The 17,269-nt window shown below is 63.4% G+C and carries 16 protein-coding genes; 7 read left to right on the plus strand and 9 right to left on the minus strand.

Annotated features, from left to right (window positions below):
- Nucleotides 1-20 precede the first annotated feature (20 nt).
- The 3 genes from ARGLB_RS20955 (at nt 21) to ARGLB_RS20965 (ending at nt 4,614) form a co-directional block, all read left to right on the plus strand.
- On the plus strand, nt 21-524 hold the full coding sequence (locus tag ARGLB_RS20955; RefSeq protein ID WP_003806125.1) for an Lrp/AsnC family transcriptional regulator: 504 nt from the start codon (nt 21-23) through the stop codon (nt 522-524).
- 116 nt (nt 525-640) lie between these two features.
- Nucleotides 641-2,335 carry a thiamine pyrophosphate-binding protein gene (locus tag ARGLB_RS20960; RefSeq protein WP_003806127.1) on the plus strand — a complete coding sequence of 565 codons (1,695 nt, stop codon included), beginning with the start codon at nt 641-643 and terminating at the stop codon, nt 2,333-2,335.
- Between the two features lie 92 nt (nt 2,336-2,427).
- Nucleotides 2,428-4,614 (plus strand): amylo-alpha-1,6-glucosidase, encoded by a 2,187-nt coding sequence (locus tag ARGLB_RS20965; RefSeq protein WP_003806128.1) that lies wholly within the window; start codon nt 2,428-2,430, stop codon nt 4,612-4,614.
- A 40-nt stretch (nt 4,615-4,654) separates the two neighbouring features.
- On the opposite strand, the gene ARGLB_RS20970 is transcribed toward ARGLB_RS20965, so the two are convergent.
- Nucleotides 4,655-5,458 (minus strand): hypothetical protein, encoded by an 804-nt coding sequence (locus tag ARGLB_RS20970; RefSeq protein ID WP_003806129.1) that lies wholly within the window; start codon nt 5,456-5,458, stop codon nt 4,655-4,657.
- A gap of 68 nt (nt 5,459-5,526) precedes the next feature.
- Nucleotides 5,527-6,054: a hypothetical protein gene (locus ARGLB_RS20975; protein WP_003806130.1), complete on the minus strand. Its 528-nt coding sequence runs from the start codon at nt 6,052-6,054 to the stop codon at nt 5,527-5,529.
- A gap of 211 nt (nt 6,055-6,265) precedes the next feature.
- Between ARGLB_RS20975 and ARGLB_RS24490 the strand changes: the two genes are divergently transcribed.
- Both ARGLB_RS24490 and ARGLB_RS23410 read left to right on the plus strand, forming a co-directional pair.
- Nucleotides 6,266-6,418 carry a Wadjet anti-phage system protein JetD domain-containing protein gene (locus ARGLB_RS24490; RefSeq protein WP_373279143.1) on the plus strand — a complete coding sequence of 51 codons (153 nt, stop codon included), beginning with the start codon at nt 6,266-6,268 and terminating at the stop codon, nt 6,416-6,418.
- A 680-nt stretch (nt 6,419-7,098) separates the two neighbouring features.
- Complete coding sequence (locus tag ARGLB_RS23410; protein WP_003806131.1) at nt 7,099-7,497, plus strand: hypothetical protein; 399 nt, start codon at nt 7,099-7,101, stop codon at nt 7,495-7,497.
- A gap of 98 nt (nt 7,498-7,595) precedes the next feature.
- Here the strand turns inward: ARGLB_RS23410 and ARGLB_RS20980 are convergent, their stop codons facing one another.
- On the minus strand, nt 7,596-8,543 hold the full coding sequence (locus ARGLB_RS20980; RefSeq protein WP_003806132.1) for a DUF6414 family protein: 948 nt from the start codon (nt 8,541-8,543) through the stop codon (nt 7,596-7,598).
- A gap of 141 nt (nt 8,544-8,684) precedes the next feature.
- On the opposite strand from ARGLB_RS20980, the gene ARGLB_RS20985 reads away from it, so the two are divergent.
- On the plus strand, nt 8,685-9,467 hold the full coding sequence (locus ARGLB_RS20985; protein ID WP_003806133.1) for a GntR family transcriptional regulator: 783 nt from the start codon (nt 8,685-8,687) through the stop codon (nt 9,465-9,467).
- A gap of 3 nt (nt 9,468-9,470) precedes the next feature.
- Here ARGLB_RS20985 and ARGLB_RS20990 read toward each other — a convergent pair whose 3' ends face one another.
- The 6 genes from ARGLB_RS20990 to ARGLB_RS21015 all read right to left on the minus strand — a co-directional run bounded on the left by ARGLB_RS20990 (nt 9,471) and on the right by ARGLB_RS21015 (nt 16,379).
- On the minus strand, nt 9,471-10,739 hold the full coding sequence (locus ARGLB_RS20990) for a S8 family serine peptidase (protein ID WP_003806134.1): 1,269 nt from the start codon (nt 10,737-10,739) through the stop codon (nt 9,471-9,473).
- A 238-nt stretch (nt 10,740-10,977) separates the two neighbouring features.
- Nucleotides 10,978-11,835 (minus strand): fumarylacetoacetate hydrolase family protein, encoded by an 858-nt coding sequence (locus tag ARGLB_RS20995; RefSeq protein WP_003806135.1) that lies wholly within the window; start codon nt 11,833-11,835, stop codon nt 10,978-10,980.
- A gap of 35 nt (nt 11,836-11,870) precedes the next feature.
- Complete coding sequence (gene rhmD / locus ARGLB_RS21000) at nt 11,871-13,052, minus strand: L-rhamnonate dehydratase (protein WP_003806136.1); 1,182 nt, start codon at nt 13,050-13,052, stop codon at nt 11,871-11,873.
- On the minus strand, nt 13,052-14,095 hold the full coding sequence (locus tag ARGLB_RS21005; protein ID WP_003806137.1) for a zinc-dependent alcohol dehydrogenase: 1,044 nt from the start codon (nt 14,093-14,095) through the stop codon (nt 13,052-13,054). The genes rhmD and ARGLB_RS21005 overlap by 1 nt, the downstream gene beginning before the upstream one ends.
- Complete coding sequence (locus ARGLB_RS21010; RefSeq protein WP_003806139.1) at nt 14,095-15,435, minus strand: MFS transporter; 1,341 nt, start codon at nt 15,433-15,435, stop codon at nt 14,095-14,097. The genes ARGLB_RS21005 and ARGLB_RS21010 overlap by 1 nt, the downstream gene beginning before the upstream one ends.
- A 128-nt stretch (nt 15,436-15,563) precedes the next feature.
- Nucleotides 15,564-16,379 carry an IclR family transcriptional regulator gene (locus ARGLB_RS21015; RefSeq protein WP_003806140.1) on the minus strand — a complete coding sequence of 272 codons (816 nt, stop codon included), beginning with the start codon at nt 16,377-16,379 and terminating at the stop codon, nt 15,564-15,566.
- 168 nt (nt 16,380-16,547) lie between these two features.
- Here ARGLB_RS21015 and ARGLB_RS24215 point away from each other — a divergent pair, with 168 nt between their 5' ends.
- Nucleotides 16,548-16,844, plus strand: a complete 297-nt coding sequence (locus tag ARGLB_RS24215; protein WP_003806141.1) for a GntR family transcriptional regulator — start codon at nt 16,548-16,550, stop codon at nt 16,842-16,844.
- Nucleotides 16,845-17,269 lie beyond the last annotated feature (425 nt).

The raw sequence follows: 17,269 nt of genomic DNA on the forward strand, positions 1-17,269 counted from the left end.
CTATCGTCTGTGGTGAAAATATGACCATCCCGAATCCCCGCACCTTCGATTCCCTGGATGCCAGGATCATCCTCGCCCTCGACAAGGACCCGGAAGCCAGCGCCCTGGCTCTTTCCCGGACGCTCGGCGTCGCACGGAACACCGTCCACGCACGCCTGACGAAGCTTGAGAGCGGCGGCGCCCTGCGGTCCTTCAGCCGGAGGCTGAACCCGGCGGCGCTCGGCTACGGCTTGCTGGCTTTCCTCTCCCTGGCCATCAGCCAGGCCCGCGCGAAATCGATCGAAAGCGGGCTCGCTGCGATCCCGGAGGTCATCGAGGTCCACGCCACCACGGGAGACGCGGACCTCATGGCCAAAGTGGTGGCCCGGGACACGGCCGATCTCTATCGGATCACCAACGAGATCCTGGAAATAGACGGGATCCAGCGAACCAGCACGGCCATCTCCGTAGTGGAGCTCATGCCGCCCCGCTACGACGGCCTCCTGGACCGGCTGTCACAGCAGGAGAACCGCCTGCCCAGCTAGGTTGTGATTGGCACCACACTGGGCATATTTTCACTTAGCTCGCGGTCTGGCTGACAAATATCCCAGCGAAAGTCAGCTCTCTTGCCTATCGCCAGCCTACATCCGACGATTCCTGCATGACTTCACTTACAGTGTCCGGACGCGTGGCGCAGGTTCTCAGCAGCTATGTCAGCGATGTGTTCGGTGTGATGGGCAACGGAAACGTCCACTTCCTGGACGCCGCCGAGAAGGAGGGCCTCCGCTTCACGGCCGTACGCCATGAAGGTGCCGCCATCGCGGCCGCGGACGCCTACTACCGGACATCCGGGCGCCTCGCGGCGGGGACCACCACCTACGGCCCCGGTTACACCAACGCCCTGACGGCCCTCGCGGAAGCGGTGCAGGCGCAGATCCCAGTCGTGCTCGTCACCGGGGACGCCCCGAGCAGCGGCGCACGTCCGTGGGACGTGGACCAGGCGGCGATCGCCGCAGGGCTGGGGGCGGCGACCTTCACGGCCACCCGTGACGCCGCGGGCTCCATCACACAGGAAGCGGTGGAGTACGCACTTGCCCGGCGGACCGCCGTCGTGATCGCCATTCCGTACGATCTGGCGGCTGTTGAGGCGGCGGAGGAGGAGCTTCCCGTGCCGCCGGCGGCGGCAGCGGTGAGGGACGACGTCGACGGCGGACTCGGACGGGCAGCCGAACTCCTCACCGGCGCAAAGCGGCCGCTCATCCTTGCCGGCCGCGGTGCGCACCTGGCCGGAGCCGGCCCCGAACTCCGGGAGCTCGCCGACCGCCTCGGTGCGCTCACGGCCGGGACGGCACTGGCGCTGAACCTGCTGCAGGGCGAGGGCTACCTCGGCGTCGCGGGCGGCTTCGGCACGGATACCGCCGCCGGGCTCATGGGCGAGGCGGACGTGGTGCTCGTGGCGGGCGCAAGCCTGACTCCCTTCACCATGCGCTTCGGCCACCTGATCAGCCCGGACGCCACCGTGATCCAGATCGACACCGCCATGGAGCCGACGCACCCGCGGGTGGACCTGTTCGTCGGCGCGGACGTGAAGGCCGCAGCAGGCGGGCTCCTCCGGCTGCTGGATCCTGCCGCTCCGTCCGAGGCCGCCGCATCGAAGGCCGCTGCATCGAAGGCATGGCGCGCGGAAGCCCTCAAGCGCCTGGCCGAAGGACCCTGCCACCACCCGGGCAGCGCGGAGACCCCCGACGGCCGCCTTGACCCCCGGGCGCTTGCCACCGCGCTGGATGCCGTCCTGCCGGAACGCCGCACCGTGGTCCAGGACGGCGGGCACTTCATGGGCTGGGCACCCATGTACTGGCGCATCCCACGCCCTCAGGACCTGGTCATGGTGGGTACCGCCTACCAGACGATCGGGCTTGGACTGGCCAGCGGCGTGGGGGCCGCCCGGGCGGTGGACGACGGCAACACCCTGGTACTGGCCGCGGGCGACGGCGGATTCCTGATGGGCCTGTCCGACCTGGAGTCGCTCGTGGGCACGGCGAGCAGCGCCGTCGTCGTGATCTATAACGACGCCGCCTACGGGGCCGAGATCCACCAGTATGGTTCGCAGGGCCTGACCGAAAAGCCCATGCTGATCCCCGAGGTGGACTTCAGCGGGATAGCCCGCGCGATCGGGGCCGAATCCGCAATCGTCCGCACCCTGGAGGATCTCTCCGCGCTCCAGGACTGGATCGACGCCGGCGCCAAGGGCACCTTCGTGGCCGACTGCCGCATCACCTCCAGCGTCCGGGCACCGTGGATGACCGAATGGATGAAGGCAAAGGAATCTGCTGCGAAGGAGACGGTCGCCAGCTGAGGTCCGGACCGGCTCTGGTATCGACCGGCTCTGGTATCGATCGGCGGGCAGGCGTAGCGTCTGATTGAAGTCGGTCCTTAGAAGGAGCAGGGATGGCTGGATGGAATGCTGACACTGCTGCAGGTTCGGCGGGGCCGGGCGCGGTCACCCTGGTGGAGGGCTCATCATTCTGCATCTCCGGGTCGAACGGGGACATCAGCCCGGAGTATCCGCATGGGGTGTTCTTTGAGGACACCCGTATCCTGTCCGGCTGGCATCTGACCGTCAACGGAGCCCCCTTGGAGCCGCTCGCGGCCAAGACCAAGGAACCGTATCGGGGCCTGTTTGCCGGCCGGGTCCCGCGCCCGGACGGCCACGCGGACAGCCCGCTGATTGTTGAACGGCTCCGCGAGGTGGGCACCGGAATCCTGGAGCAGATCACCGTCTGGAACTACGCGACGGTCCCCGCCGAATGCGTGGTCTCCCTCAAAGTCGACGCGGACTTCGCGGACCTTTTCGAGGTGAAGGAGGCCCGCGTCCAGCGGCGCTGGGACGAGTCCCGCCAAACGGACGGTGACGCGCTGACCATCCGGGCCGTCTGGCAGGACATTCGGAAGGGCGTCGTCGTGTCAGCCATTGGCGCAGACGCCACACCGGAGGCCCTGACGTTCCACGCCGTTGTCCCGCCGCATGGAGAATGGAGCGCCACCGTCAGCGCGGTGCCCACCGCGGACATGTCCGGGGCCGTGGCGCCCTTTGTCCGTACCGACGAGGGCGGGCTGTCTCCGCGCGATCTCCGCCGGCAGGAGTGGGTGTCAAAGATCCCGATGCTCCGCATGGGCAACCGCTCCATCGAGCGGACGCTCCGCCGCAGCTATGACGACCTGGGGGCGCTCCGCATCGAGGATCCCGACCACCCGGACCGGATCGTGGTGGCCGCCGGCGCGCCCTGGTTCATGGCGCTGTTCGGCCGGGACTCCCTGTGGGCATCCCTGATGGCGCTGCCGGTGGATCCGTCCCTGGCCTTCGGCACCATCCAGACGCTCGCCGAGCGCCAGGGCAGCGTGGTGGATGTGATGAGCGAGGAGGAACCCGGAAAGATCCTGCACGAGGTCCGGCTCGATGTCTCCAGCGGCCTGGCCCTGGGCGGAAAGTCCGCCTACTACGGCAGCGTCGACGCCACACCCCTGTTCGTGGCCCTGTTCGGGGAAGTCAGCCGCTGGGGATTCGCCGCCGAAACCATCTCGGCCCTGCTGCCGCACGTGGACCGCGCGCTGGACTGGATCCGCGACTACGGCGACAAGGACGGCGACGGCTTCGTCGAGTACGAACGGCTCAATGACACCGGTCTGATCAACCAGGGCTGGAAGGATTCGTGGGACGGCATCAACTTTGCCGACGGGACTCTGGCCGAGCCCCCGATCGCACTGTGCGAGGTGCAGGCCTACGTCTACAGCGCCTACATGGCCCGGTCCTGGATAGCATACGACGCCGGCGACGTGGCTCTGTCGGCCGAGTACCGGGAGCGCGGGGCGCAGCTAAAAAGGCAGTTCAACGAGCAGTTCTGGCTGCCCGACCGCGGCTACTATGCCATCGCCCTGGACGGCCGCAAGCGGCCGGTGGACGCCTGCGCGTCCAACATGGGGCAATGCCTGCTGTTCGGCATCGTCGATGCGGACAAGGCCCCGCTGGTGGCCGAACGGCTCATGTCCCCCGAGATGTTCAGCGGCTGGGGAGTGCGCACCCTGGCCACCAACATGGGTGCCTACAACCCCGCCAGCTACCACAACGGATCCGTCTGGCCCCACGACAATGCGATCATCGCGGCGGGCCTCCTGCGCTACGGCTTGGTCGAGCAGGCGCAGCGGATCTCCACAGCCCTCTTTGAGGCGGCCGAGTACTCGGAAGGACGCTTGCCGGAACTGTTCTGCGGGTTCAGCCGGGAGCACTTCGACGAACCAGTCCCCTACCCCACGGCATGCTCGCCGCAGGCCTGGGCGGCGACCACGCCAATCCAGCTCGTGAAGGGCCTGATGGGCTACTACGCCGACGTTGCCCGCGGCGGCCTCTGGATGGATCCCGTGCTCCCGGAATCCTACGGCCACCTGCACATCTCCAACGCCCCGATGGCTAACAGCCGGATCACCATCGACATTTCAGGTTCCGACGCGACTGTTCAGGGGCTGCCCGAAGGCATGCTCTTCCACCATGGGCCCCGCCCCTGGGCGTCTGATCTGGTGGAAAAGGCGAACCACGCAGGTGACCGGCCCCGCCCTGTTCCGCCAATGGGCGCTGGTTGAGCTTGTCGACGCCCGCCGGTTGAGCTTGTCGAAACCGACCCTACGGCTGGACCACACTTACGAGCTCTGACCGGCTGCCCGTCTCGAGGTCCTCGGTAAGGACCAGCGACCTGACCTGGGGGCAGTAATACTTATGCTCCCGTGAGTTCTTCTCGAGCGGCGTCCAGTCGTAGACCTTGACGCAGTCGGTGTACTTGGCGGTTTTCGTGGAGACGGTCTGGCCGGTGGCGAGGGTATCCCTCATGTCCTCCGCATTGCCAATGTAAAATTCCTGCCGGTAGGAATCCCCAACACGCTGCTCGGCCTTCATCCAAATCCCGGCTTTTGCCCCATCTTTTCCATGGATGAAGCTGCCCGCGTGGTGGATCAGAATCCCGTTCCAGTAGTTATTCACATCCTCGCCGAAGTACCACACGTCACCGTTCTTGTGTTGCGCGAGGTAGTCCCTGGTTTCCTCTACCAGCTGCCCGTTCTTGTATTCCTTGTCCAGATAGACGACCGTCTCAAAGCCGTCTATCTGCTTCTTCTCCGGCAGGATCTCAATCTCGATCCGTTCGGTGACCCCTCCTCCGGCCATGGTCTCATACGTCATCTTCTTGCCGACGGGGAGTGCAAAATACTTATTGGTGATGTTGGTGGTGAAATCTGCCGGGCTGATCTCGGGGTTGTACTCGCCTGCCCGGCTTCTTTTGATGTTGTCGTTGTAAAAAAACACTCCGCCGCCGACAACCAGCAACAGGACGAGGACGCCAAGAAAAATTTTGGTCCGTAGAGGCATGACCTTCCCACTCCTCACTGAGTAGAAATTCCTATAAAGGGTCAGGGCAACGTTGCCCATGGCCATAGCAAAAAGGTAGAGCAGTTTGCCCGGAAGCAGAACCCACCAAAATCACGCTTGGGGCATGCGTGTCCCTACGCCCTGGCCTGCACCAAGTTGGCGAAGGGCAGTCTTCCGTACGTGCTGATGAATTTCGCGTGATAGGCGGCTTCAGCAGCATTCACCTCGGCTGCTGCCAGTTCCTTCCACGCAATGACCAGTGATTGGGAGTCGCTGAGCTGCCAAATGAGCCGCCCGCCCCAGTGGCCAACAGGCTTCCCCTGGCCGAAGTCGGCGAACTCCTGAATGCGCTTTCGGAGTCCGCGATTGCCGGTGCTGCCGGGACCTGCTTTCCCGATGTAGAGGACATCCGCGTCCTCGATCCACTCCGCCTCCAACGCGGCCGGGAGCAGGGACGGGTTCCGCCTCTTGAACCGGCCCCCTACGCTCTTCGCAAGGAATAACCGTTCGAATCCTTCGGGTTTGAGCACCGCATAGATTCCGGGGGCCTGGGGAACCCGGTTGATGTCCAACTCTTTGAACGACCTGAATCCGGAGAACCCGTCTTCTTTCAGCGTCTGTTTGTTGATCTGCAACGGGAATTCCTTAGTTCGGCGCATCATGAAAAGGCGGGTATCCGGTATTGACGAAGCCGAGCCAGGGCCAGATTCGCTTCAGAACATTCTGTCGCCACCATCGCCCAGATCGCTAACCGGGCCTGCCAGCGCGAGCCTGTTGAAATTACTCCGCTGGTTGAGTTCGTCGAAACCGAGCCCGCTGAAACCGAAGTACGATCTCATTCAGTGAACAGGACATCGCCTGAATCACAAAACCCTGCTGGCGCACCGCGACGCTTGGGGACCGGAGCAGGCGCCGTCGAGGGCTGCACTGACCAGGCTGACTGCAGAGGAGTCGAAGCTCCATAGAGCGCTGGGCAGCGACATCTGCGGATCATGCGTTCGCCTCGAACAGGAGCCGATCAACTGAGACTGGGCCCCGAGCGTCTCCGTTGAACGCGCCTGACGAGGTCGGCTGGCTGACCTTGTCAAAACCCTACGGCTGGTATGTCCAAGGTAGGAGCATCCGTTGATTACCCGAACCTGTTGATCGTGTTTATGATCTTTATTTGGCTTTATTGGATTGGAATAAAGTCCATAGATCACCAAACCCCGGCTGAGTTCTCCTGCCAGTGGAGCCCGACGATGGCCGCAACCGCTGCTCAAATCCTTACCGAAGCCTGCGGTTATCGGGCGGAGAAGCCGTCACAGGTAATTACGAGGCACTCGACGAGCTCCTGCGACTGGCCTCATTAGGAAGTCCCAAGGACGGGTAACTACGAGTTTGTACTCCTTGCGGCTGACCGCCCGAGCTTGCGGTGGCGCGCAATTGGAACAAAAAGTCACGACGCTACCGCTATCGGCAAAACCTAAAGGGCCAATTCACAAGAAGATCGTCGCCCCCAACTACATGAATGTCCCGCCTACCAGCTAGTCTTCGGAGGTTACCAACCGCACTATATGGGGAATTCATTGAAGACAATCTATGCTGTCCTGGCTGTATCCGCCTTAGCTCTGACGGCCTGCAACGCCGAGGGACAGACAAACTCAAGCTCAAGCCCACCCACCAGCGCCACCGCAACGGCCCCGCCAACTCCCACACCCACATTAATGACCCTCACGGAGGCAGGACGGTACTATCTGGGCGCGGTCTGTCCTAGCAACATTCTGGCTGACAAGGCAAATAAAGTCCTACAAACTGAGCCTCTGGACCTTGCGGCGGCAAGAAAAGCAACCGCGGCTCTACGTGATGGCTACCGTACGACGATTGAAGGGCTTTCAGACCCGGCCGCCAAATGGCCAGGATCAGTGAAAACGGATGTAGCGACCCTTGCCGACAATATGTACGTGGAACTGAGCAGCGCCGCAAATGTGGCGAGCCAGACCACTGAAGCCAACTTGATATCGGCTTGGAATGCATGGGAAAGCTCACCGAGTGCTGTCGCACAGAAAATCAGGGTCAAGCTCAATTTGCCGTCTGACACATCAGGCAGCTGTCCAGCTAAGTAACAGCCTGAGGTTGGGGCAAAACAAGGCGCCGCAGAGTCGACTGCTCTGCGGCGCCGCGCAGCCGCAGACTCCTATGAATAAATGTCCCGGACCTAGCTCTAAATGAATATCGCCATAGGAAGGACCTGCACTGTCGGGCCGGGAACGATTGGATTAGCGATGCTTAGGTGGAGGTCTTCCTGCTCACTGACGCTGGCGACCATGCCCTTTGCCATGTCAGGTCCAGCGGCTCCGACAACTGTCCTCCGGGTCAGATTTATGGAGTCTCCAGCCGCGACCACCTTTGTGACCTTCCCAAATACCCGAAATTGTCCGGCCCGAAGATACTCAGCCGTCGTCGTCGAGTAGTACAAAGAGGAGGCGGTTACTACAGCCTGCAGGCCACTTTCAGTGCGGAACAGCACGTCATGAACCGGACTATTGTCGATGTCCTGGCTCATGCGTTTAAGGAGGTAGATCGTCTCGGAGTTGTCCTTGTCTTTTGAAGCAGCGGTTTGGGCGCCGGCCGCCCGCTTTGCTGGATTCCCGGACCGCTGCGCCTGACGGCCGGAGACGCCCTTGTCCTGGGCTGCGGTCCCGTCCTCCCCTGCCACGTACGGAAGGACGGCGTTGAAGAAACTCAATACGTCCTCAATCGGGTTGCCTAGGTATTCCCCGGAAAGCTCCACAAGCTGTCCGGTGTACAGTCCCTCGAGCTGGTTTGATTCCTCAAGCTGTATGACTTCTTCGTCCGCTACCAGGTACTCATAGAGCAGGTTGAAAAGGCTTGCCTCCGTGTGGTGCCGTTCCGTAGACGACTCTGTTTGTGTCTGGTCTGTGTTCTTTGTGCTTCCCTCACCTTCGACATTGGCCTCCCCAATGGCCCAGAGTTTTGCGCGAAGACCACCGCGTGCCTTGAGGAAGCGCTCGCGTGCTCCACTGGCAGTCGTCTTTTCCGTTTCAGAAACTGCGAAACCTCCTTCCAGATATGCCAGGAAGCTGAGCATCATGGGAACGTCAAGGTAAACCGGATGGGCCAGTCCGTAGCCCCGAGTATTTACAGCCATAGGGCCACCTTAACGGTCACTTTGGTGCAATCACCTGTACGGCGCGGCATCCCGAAAGGAGTGAAAACACCCACGTTGTCCAACAAGCGCGTACCACTTGCTACGCTGGAACTCCCCGAACAAGAGCAAGCGAGGCATAACGTGCACGAGGACGCCGTCCGGTTCCTGTCCCAGCCGGTGGAAGCCCAGCCCGGCTCACCGCTCCGGGTCGCCGTCTACTCGCGGATCGCCGAAGCCATCCGCAACAACCTGCTGCAGCCCGGCTCCATGCTCCCCACCGAGACCGAACTCGGCACCGACATGAAAGTCAGCCGCACCGTCGTCCGCGAAGCCCTCATGCTGCTCGAGGAGGACGGCCTCATCCGCGCCCGCCGCGGCGTCGGCCGGTTCGTCTCCGACACCCTCCCCCGCATCGGCATCGAACGCATCCGCCCCTTCGAGGAAGTCCTCGGCGGCCCCGGCCACCAGGTCGAAATCAAACGCATCCAGGTCGAGAAGCAGCCGGCCTCCGAGTTCGTCGCCCCCGGCGTCGGCGTCGAGCCCGGCAGCGACGTCTGGCTCTGGGAGTCCGTCCTCATCCGCGACGGCGAACCCATCGCCCACCTGCAGGAAAATATCTCCGCGCTCCCCGTGAGCTTCGCCGGCGGCGCCGCCGCCCCCTTGGACATCAAGGACGACGGCGGCGCCACCCTGCTCACGGCCCTCAACAAAGCAGCGGGCAGGGGGCTCGGCCCGGGCGAGTGCCAGATCGGGCTCAGCCAGGTCGGGCCCAGCCGCGCCAAGCTGCTGGACCTGCGCGCTTCGGACCCGGTGCTGGTCCTCACCCAGTACGTCCGGCACGCCAACCGGCCGTTCTACCTGGCCAAGTGCCTCATCGCCGACCGCGCCGGCCACCTCTCGGTGACGCAGTCGCTCCAGTCCTAAACCTCAGGGCTGGTCGCAGACACCAGCCACGGCCTTGCATGCGTTCACGCGGCCGTGCACCCAGGAGGTGCCAGTGCCGGTAATCGTGTCGGCGGTGGATTGGACTATTGTGCGGACAGCCTTGTTTTCAGTGCCCGCGGGTGTGTTGCTCCAGACAAGCGCGGCAACGCCTGCAACGACAGGTGAGGCCATTGAGGTACCGCTGGCGATGTCGTAGCCCATCTCGCGGCCGTTCTGCCTGCCGATCTCGAAGGGGTGCTTCGGGAAGGTGGAGTAGACATTGACCCCGGGCGCTGCCACATCCACCCACTTGCCATAGGTTGAGAAGGAGGCTTTGGCATCGTTGTTATCGGTAGCGGCGACCGCAATGACGTTGGGGTAAGCGCCCGGGTAGATCGGCGCCTGGGTACCGGCGTTGCCGGCCGCGGCTACTATCACCACACCTTTGTTCCACGCATTGTTGACGGCAGACTCGAGGGCCCGCGATGAAACCCGCTGTCCGAGGCTCATGTTGATCACCTTGGCACCGTTTTCAACGGCCCAGTTGATGCCGTTGACAATCGATGATGTGGAGCCGGATCCGGCGTCGTTCAGGACCTTGCCGTCCAAAATGGAGCAATCCGGGCATACACCGGAGACACCCTCCGTGTCTCTGGTGGCGGCAATAATGCCGGCCACATGGGTGCCGTGGCCGTAGTTGTCTTCGCCTGTTGCCGCGGTGCTGAAGTTCGCGTGCAGATCGACATTCGCTGCAATGTCGTCGTTGTCGGTGGCGACACCGGTATCGAGCACGGCAACCTTGATGTCTTTGCCGGTAGTGACGGCCCATGCTTCGACGGCGTCCACGTCGGCATCGGCCTTGCCGCCGGCCACCGTTACTGTGTCGTTGGTGTTGGTGAATGACTGCCCCTCGTTGTGCAGAGCGTACTGGCGAGGGAAGTAGTCCGGGTCGGGTTCGTCGACGGCGGCGGTGACGAGCTGGTCCGGCTCGGCGTATTCAACGGCCGGGTTCCGGCTCAGGGATGCGATGAGCTGAGATTCCTTGCCGGCCGGCACCTTGATGAGGTGGGCGCCAGTGCTGCCGATGCCAGCGCCGTCGCTGAGACCGTTCTGGCGTAGCAGGCCAGGCGCTGCACCGCTGTCGCGGAACTTGACGATGATCTGACCAGAGATCTGCTGCGGCTCCGTTGCCGCGTTACTCGGGACAGTTACCGTGAGTGCGCCAAAACCTACGACTGCTGCGGCGAGGCTGGCTGTAACGACTTTTCTCATACCGAGCATCTTGCTTCACTCCGGTCCGGCCACCTAGCGTCTGCCCAAAGATTACCCAGAGTTTTTGTCCAGCTATCACGGTTTGGATCGTGCCAACCGCGGATTATCTGTACAGAAACTCGGGTGGCCCAAGGCGTGGGTGCCGCCTCGCCCTGAAAAACGGACGACGACGGCACCCCCTTGCTCATTGCCTTCACCAAAAGCGGTGGGCCGGGAAGCGGACGGGACCAGGCTGCAGTTACTGCTTCGTGTAACTGACCAACTTCTGCTCCTGACGGCCCAGCTTCTCAATGCTGATCTCCATACGGTCGCCTTCGCGCAGGTAGGGGAACTTGCCGGAAATGGCGACACCCTGCGGAGTCCCGGTGTTGATGATGTCGCCGGGCTCCAGGACCAGGTACTGGGAGAGGTGCCAGATGATGTAGGCCACGGAGAAGATCATGTCCGACGTGTTGGAGTCCTGCCTCGTTTCCCCGTTCACGGCGGACCGCAGCCGCAGCTGCTGCGGATCCCCCACCTCGTCGGCGGGAACCAGCGCCGGACCCAGCGGGTTGAAGGTCGGGCAGCACTTGCCCTTGGACCACTGCCCGCCTGAGTGCTCCACCTGGAATGCCCGCTCCGAAACATCGTTACTGACCGCATACCCGGCAACGTAGTCCAGTGCTTTCTCGGGCGACTCGAGGTAGGACGCGCGTTTGCCGATGACCACGGCGAGTTCCACCTCCCAGTCCACCTTCTCGGCTCCGGGGGGAATCACCACGTGGTCAAAGGCACCGACCACGGTGTTGGGGTGCTTGAAGAAGAGGATCGGGACCGACGGCGGTGCGTCACCGGATTCTGCGGCATGGGCTGCGTAGTTCTGGCCGATGCACAGCACCGCCCCGGGCCGGGCAACGGGTGCGCCGATCCGCAGTGATGCCGCATCCTCAACTTCCGGCAAGCCAGCCTTGACTGCCTCACGTGCCTTGGCGATGCCATCATTGGCGAGAAAGCCGCCGTCGATATCCGCGGTGATCCCCCGCAGATCGAAGTATTTCTCGCCTTCCTTGGCTACCGGCCGTTCCTGCCCGGGTTCGCCCAAGCGCATCAATTCCATTGTTCGTTTCCTTGTTGTTAGTAATGAGAGGGTTGTCAGTGCTTGTAGGGGCGCAGTTTTTCCAGCGCCGGGTTCAGCTCGACGCCGAAGCCCGGGGTTTCAGGGACCTTGAGTTTGCCGTTCACGGGGACGGGCTCGCCCAGAAGCATCGGTGAGAACATGGGCACGATTTCCTCGGCGGTCGGATGCATCATGAGGAACTCGGCGAAGGGGCTGTTGGTCCGCGTGACCACGAAATGGTACGAGTACACGGATGAACCGTGGGGAACCACAAGTGCGCCGTTGGCGTCGGCCATCGCCGAGATCTTTGTGAGTTCGGTGATGCCGCCGCACCATCCCACATCGGGCTGGATGATGTCGGCGCAGTCCATGTCCAGGAGCAGCTTGAATCCCCAGCGCGTCGCTTCGTGTTCGCCTGTGGTCACCAGCATCTTAGGCGGGACCTGCTTCTTGAGTTTCGCGTAGCCCCAGTAGTCATCCGGGGGAAGAGCTTCTTCAATCCACTTCAGGTTGTACTCCGCCGCACCGTGCGCCAGCCGGGTGGCGTAGTCAAGATCGAGGGACATCCAGCAGTCGAGCATGAGCCAGAAGTCGTCGCCCACCTTCTCCCGCATATCCCTGATCATTTCCAGGTTCTTGCGGAGGCCTTCCTCACCCTCGGCCGGCCCGTGGTGCAGCGGCATCTTGCCGCCAATGAACCCCAGCTTCTTGGCGATGTCCGGGCGTGCGCCGGTGGCGTACATGGTCAGTTCGTCGCGGACCGGCCCGCCCAGCAGAGCGTAAACAGGCTCCTGCCGGATCTTTCCCAGCAGGTCGTACAGCGCCAGGTCCACAGCGCTGATGGCGTTGAGCACTACACCCTTGCGGCCGTAGAAGAGCGTGGACCGGTACATCTGGTCCCACATTTTTTCGATGTCGGTCACCCTGGCGCCCTCGACAAAACGGGCGAGGTGCTTCTCCACGATAAAAGCGCCCAGCTCCCCAGCCGTGGTGACGGCGAAACCGACAGTGCCGTCGTCGGCCTCAATCTCGACGACGAGGGTGCCGAGGACGTTCAGGCCGAAGCTCTGGCGGGACTGGCGGTATTCCGGGTACACGGACATGGGCGTGGCGATGTGGTCGTCGATCCAGTGCCCGGCGTCCTGGTCGTGGTAGTCGGCGCCGCCGCCGCGAAGGGTATAGGCACGGACGTGGCGGATGCGGTTTTCGATGCTCACTAATTGTTCCTTGCTGAGTCGAGGCGGACGAGGACTTTGCCGGCGGTGCCGTCGGCCGAGGCGAGCCCGGCAAAGGCAGCATCGGCGTCGTCCATGGACACTTCACGGCTGATGAGTTCGGCCAGGACGGGCGATCCTTGATCCACCCAGGCGGCGGCATCACGGAAGTCCTGGTTGTTGTAGCAAAAGCTGCCTACGATCTCACGTTCCTCGGTGGAGACGCGGTAAGCGTTGAAGGCCAGTTCGGGCGAGCCCATGCCCACCAGGGAAACTACCCCGCCAAACTTCGTGGCTTCCAGGGCGCCGGCGATGGTGGGCTTAATGCCGACAGCATCCACTGTGGTGTCGGACAAGGTTCCGAAGGCGGCCCGGACCTGCTCGTCCAACGGTCCCGCAGCAGGGTCGAGGGCCTGCGCGCCCAAGCGCTGGCAGAGGGCGCGGCGGGCCGGGTCCATCTCCGAGACGAGGACCCGTCCAGCCCCTTCCTGGATTGCGGCGAGGATGACGGACTGGCCGATGGGCCCGCCTCCGATCACCAGGACCTTTTGGCCGGCGCCGATCCGGGCACGCCGGACGGCGTGGAAGGCAACGGCCAGGGGCTCGATCAGCGCGCCGTAGACGATCGGCGTTTCGGCGGACAGTGCCACGACGTTCTGAGCGGGCACCGAGACCTGCTCGGCGAAGGCCGACACGATGGACGGGTTCACGCCGATCACGGTTCGTTCGGGGCAGTGCTGCTGCTGGCCGGCGTCGCAGGCTTCGCAGGCGTTGCAGCTGATGAGCGGGTTGAAGGTGACCGGCTGGCCAACGGCCAGGCCGTAGGCATCTGCCCCGGCGCCGAGGGCGGCTATGCGTCCCACCGTTTCGTGCCCCATGACCTGCCCGGGAACGCGCCGCCCGTTCTCGCCCGTGTAGCCGTGAATGTCCGATCCGCAGATGCCGGTGGCGACGACGTCGATCAGGACATCGCCAGGGCCAACCATAGGTTCATCCCGGTCCACGACCACCAGCTGGTGGAAGTCTTTCAGTTCAAGGGCCTTCATCAGTGCACTTTCTCTTCGGTGAGCTGCGTATGCGGCGTGGTGTCAACGATCTTGCTGATCCGGTGGCTGTTGTAGAGCAGGACGGCACCGAGCAGTGCAGTGAAGGCGAGCAGGAAGAGCCCTGCCTTGGGGCCAAAGGACGATTCGGCCCAGGTCTTCGCGATGGGGGCTACGAAACCGCCCAGGCTGCCAATGGAATTGATCAGCGCGATGCCGCCTGCGGCGGCGGCTCCAACGAGCATCGCCGTGGGCAGCGTCCAGAACACCGGCTGCACGCTGATGAATCCGGCAGCGCCCAAGGACAGTGCCGCCAGCCCCATGAGCGGATTGTCGGTCAGCGCGGAGCCAAAAATGCCGATTGCGGCGGCCGTGAGGGAAGCAGCCGCCACGAGGCGGCGGCGACCAGTCCGGTCGGCCAGGCGGCTGAGCAGGAAGGTGACGATCATGGCGATGCCCCAGGGCACCGCTGTCATCAGGCCGACGCCGAGCCCGACCTTGCTGCCGACAAGCGCGGCGATCTGTGTGGGCAGGTAGAAGGTCACGCCGTAGACACTCATCTGGATGGTGAAGTAGATGACGCAGAAGTAGAGGACCTTCGGATTGGTCAGCGCGCGCAGGGCGCCCTTCGGAGAGTGGTCCGCCTTGGCCCCTTCCTCCGCGTCGAGGGCTGCAATGAGCATCGAACGGTCGCTCGCGTTCAGCCACTTGGCATCGGCCGGGCCGTTGTCCAGGTAGGAGAACGCCCAGAGTCCGACGGCGACCGTGAGGGCGCCCGTTGCGACGAACATCAGCTGCCAGCCCTGCAGGCCGCCTAGGCCGTCGAGGTCCAGCAGCAGGCCGGAGAGCGGTCCGCCGAAGATGAAGGCAAGGGGCGCGCCGAAGTAGAAGAGGCCATTGACGCGGCCGCGGAACTGCGTGGGAATCCAGTAGGTCAGGTACAGGATCACGCCCGGGAAGAAGCCTGCCTCCGTGATGCCGAGCAGGACCCGGAGGATGTAAAAGGACCACTCGTTCTGGGCGAACATCATGAGTGCCGAGACGATGCCCCAACTGATCATAATCCGTGCCAGCCAGATCTTGGCGCCGAGCCGGCGCATCAGGATGTTGCTGGGGACCTCCAGGGCAGCGTAGCCGAGGAAGAAGATGCCGGCGCCCAGCGCGTACGCAGCGTCCGACAGGCCGGTGTCGGTCTGGTAGGCCGCCTTGGCGAACCCGAGGTTGGAACGGTCAAGGAACGCCAAGATGTACATCAGCAGCAGGACGGGAATTAGCCGCCGGGTAACTCGCTTGACGATCGGCGCCAGCGCTTCGCTGGTGGGAGCAGGCACTTGCTTGGACAAAGTAACTCCTCATTGAGTTCATGAGCATGAATTAGAGTTCAAGAATGTGAACAGGATGAGTATGGCACAGGTCACCCCGAGCAGCAACAGTTACGAGATGGGCTCTACGAGGCGGCTATAGAAGGGGTTTAAGACGCCTTCACCAACGCGGCCGGCAAGGCAATCCCCGGCTCCCTGACCCCGAGGAGAGCGCGGATTTCCTGCGCTGCTCCTGTTAGCGGCCGCAGAATGCTTCCGGGCCACTCCTCATCCGTCCGAACGGTCGGCATCGTCACCGACAGCGCAGCGTTCATGCCTCCGCCGGCCTCACTGGTCAGCGGGACAGCCACGCAACGGCATCCGTCGAGGTATTCCTCATCATCCAGCGCAAAACCGTTGGCCTTTGCCTGGGCAACCAGTCCTTCCAAGGCCTTCACGTCGGTGACTGTTTTTGCGGTCAGGCGCGGCAACGCGACGGAACTGAGGCGCTGCTGCGCATCCTCGGGTTCGAGCATGCTCAGCAATGCCTTGCCGATGCCGGTCGCGTGGGCCAGAAGACGCATTCCGACGGAGGAGCCGAGCCTCATGCCGCTGGATGCCTGACTGATCGCGATGTAGACGTTCTCCACGCCATCGAGGAGCGCCAGTTGTACAGTCTCCCCCAAAGAGATGGAAAGCTGGTCCATCACCGGCTTCGCGACGTTGGCCAGGGTCTGATGTCCCGTGTACATCTGCCCCACCTGCCAGGCCCGCAAACCGAGCGAGTACTGCCGGTTGGCTGCATTGTGGTCCAGCCACCCCGCAGAGCACAGAGTGTTCAGCAGTCCATGCGCACTGGATCGGGGCAAACGCAGAGCCTCGAGGATCTCGGTGAAGCTCGCCGACCCTTTACCCGCAACGAATTCCACCACAGCCAGGGCCCGGTCCGCGGACTTCACTGTCGGGTTGGTCCGGTCTTCGTTCATGTGCGCTCCCGAGGTTGATGCGGCCCGTTGGCGTTTGCTCCGAACGGGCTAGTTCGCATACATGAATAGTAGGCCCGCTCGCCACGCAGGCGCGAAAGCACCGTCAACCACGGCGACGGCGGGCCGGCGCAGCCAAAGCAGTCATCACACCTCCTGCAGCGCGGCTGCATGCTGGACGCCGAAACCGAACTGGGCACGAGCATGTTGGTCAGCCGCACCTTCGTCCGCGAGGCCCTGATGATGCTCGAGGAGGACGGCCTCATCCGGGCCGGCCGCGGCGTCGGCCGGTTCGTCTCCGACACCCTCCCCCGCATCGGCATCGAACGCATCCGCTCCTTCGAGGAAGTTCTCGGCGGCCCCGGACACCAGATCCAGATCAAGCGCATCCAGGTCGAGCGGCAGCCTGCCTCCGAGTTCGTGGCCCCCGGCGTAAGCGTCGAACCCGGCACCGAGGCCTGGCCCTGAGAGTCCGTCTGATCCGGGACGGCGAGCCCATTGCGCACCTGCAGGAGAGCATCTCCGCCCAGCCGGTCAGCTTCGCCCGCGGCGCCGCCGCGCCCCTAGCGATAAAGGACAACGGCGGCACCCCACTTCTCGGGGCCCTCAACAGAGCGGCGGGCCGGGGACTGGGACCCGGCGAACGCCAGATCAGCCTCAGCCAAGTCGGTCCCAGCCGAGCCAGGTTGCTACCGCTGCCAGCGGGCGCCGGAAATACTCGCAGCAGGACGTCTTACAGATCGCGCCGGTCGTCACATCCACTCTTGAACCCGTAGCAGCTACCGCGCTACGCCTCCAGTTGCGCTCTTGACCGATTCTGTCATTTCAATCTGCATATTTTATGCAAGATTTAGTGTTAAGCTCGGCGAGCCATTCGCAACTAGACCTGATTT

Source organism: Arthrobacter globiformis NBRC 12137 (assembly GCF_000238915.1).
GTDB classification, from domain to species: Bacteria; Actinomycetota; Actinomycetes; order Actinomycetales; family Micrococcaceae; genus Arthrobacter; species Arthrobacter globiformis.

Excerpts from the sequence above, each read along its gene's own strand:
- ARGLB_RS20955 (WP_003806125.1), top strand. The coding sequence starts at position 21 with ATGACCATCCCGAATCCCCGCACCTTCGATTCCCTGGATGCCAGGATC.
- ARGLB_RS20960 (WP_003806127.1), top strand. The coding sequence starts at position 641 with ATGACTTCACTTACAGTGTCCGGACGCGTGGCGCAGGTTCTCAGCAGC.
- ARGLB_RS20965 (WP_003806128.1), top strand. The coding sequence starts at position 2,428 with ATGGCTGGATGGAATGCTGACACTGCTGCAGGTTCGGCGGGGCCGGGC.
- ARGLB_RS20970 (WP_003806129.1), bottom strand. The coding sequence starts at position 5,458 with ATGGCCATGGGCAACGTTGCCCTGACCCTTTATAGGAATTTCTACTCA.
- ARGLB_RS20975 (WP_003806130.1), bottom strand. The coding sequence starts at position 6,054 with ATGATGCGCCGAACTAAGGAATTCCCGTTGCAGATCAACAAACAGACG.
- ARGLB_RS23410 (WP_003806131.1), top strand. The coding sequence starts at position 7,099 with ATGACCCTCACGGAGGCAGGACGGTACTATCTGGGCGCGGTCTGTCCT.
- ARGLB_RS20980 (WP_003806132.1), bottom strand. The coding sequence starts at position 8,543 with ATGGCTGTAAATACTCGGGGCTACGGACTGGCCCATCCGGTTTACCTT.
- ARGLB_RS20990 (WP_003806134.1), bottom strand. The coding sequence starts at position 10,739 with ATGAGAAAAGTCGTTACAGCCAGCCTCGCCGCAGCAGTCGTAGGTTTT.
- ARGLB_RS20995 (WP_003806135.1), bottom strand. The coding sequence starts at position 11,835 with ATGGAATTGATGCGCTTGGGCGAACCCGGGCAGGAACGGCCGGTAGCC.
- ARGLB_RS21005 (WP_003806137.1), bottom strand. The coding sequence starts at position 14,095 with ATGAAGGCCCTTGAACTGAAAGACTTCCACCAGCTGGTGGTCGTGGAC.
- ARGLB_RS21015 (WP_003806140.1), bottom strand. The coding sequence starts at position 16,379 with ATGAACGAAGACCGGACCAACCCGACAGTGAAGTCCGCGGACCGGGCC.
- ARGLB_RS24215 (WP_003806141.1), top strand. The coding sequence starts at position 16,548 with ATGCTGGACGCCGAAACCGAACTGGGCACGAGCATGTTGGTCAGCCGC.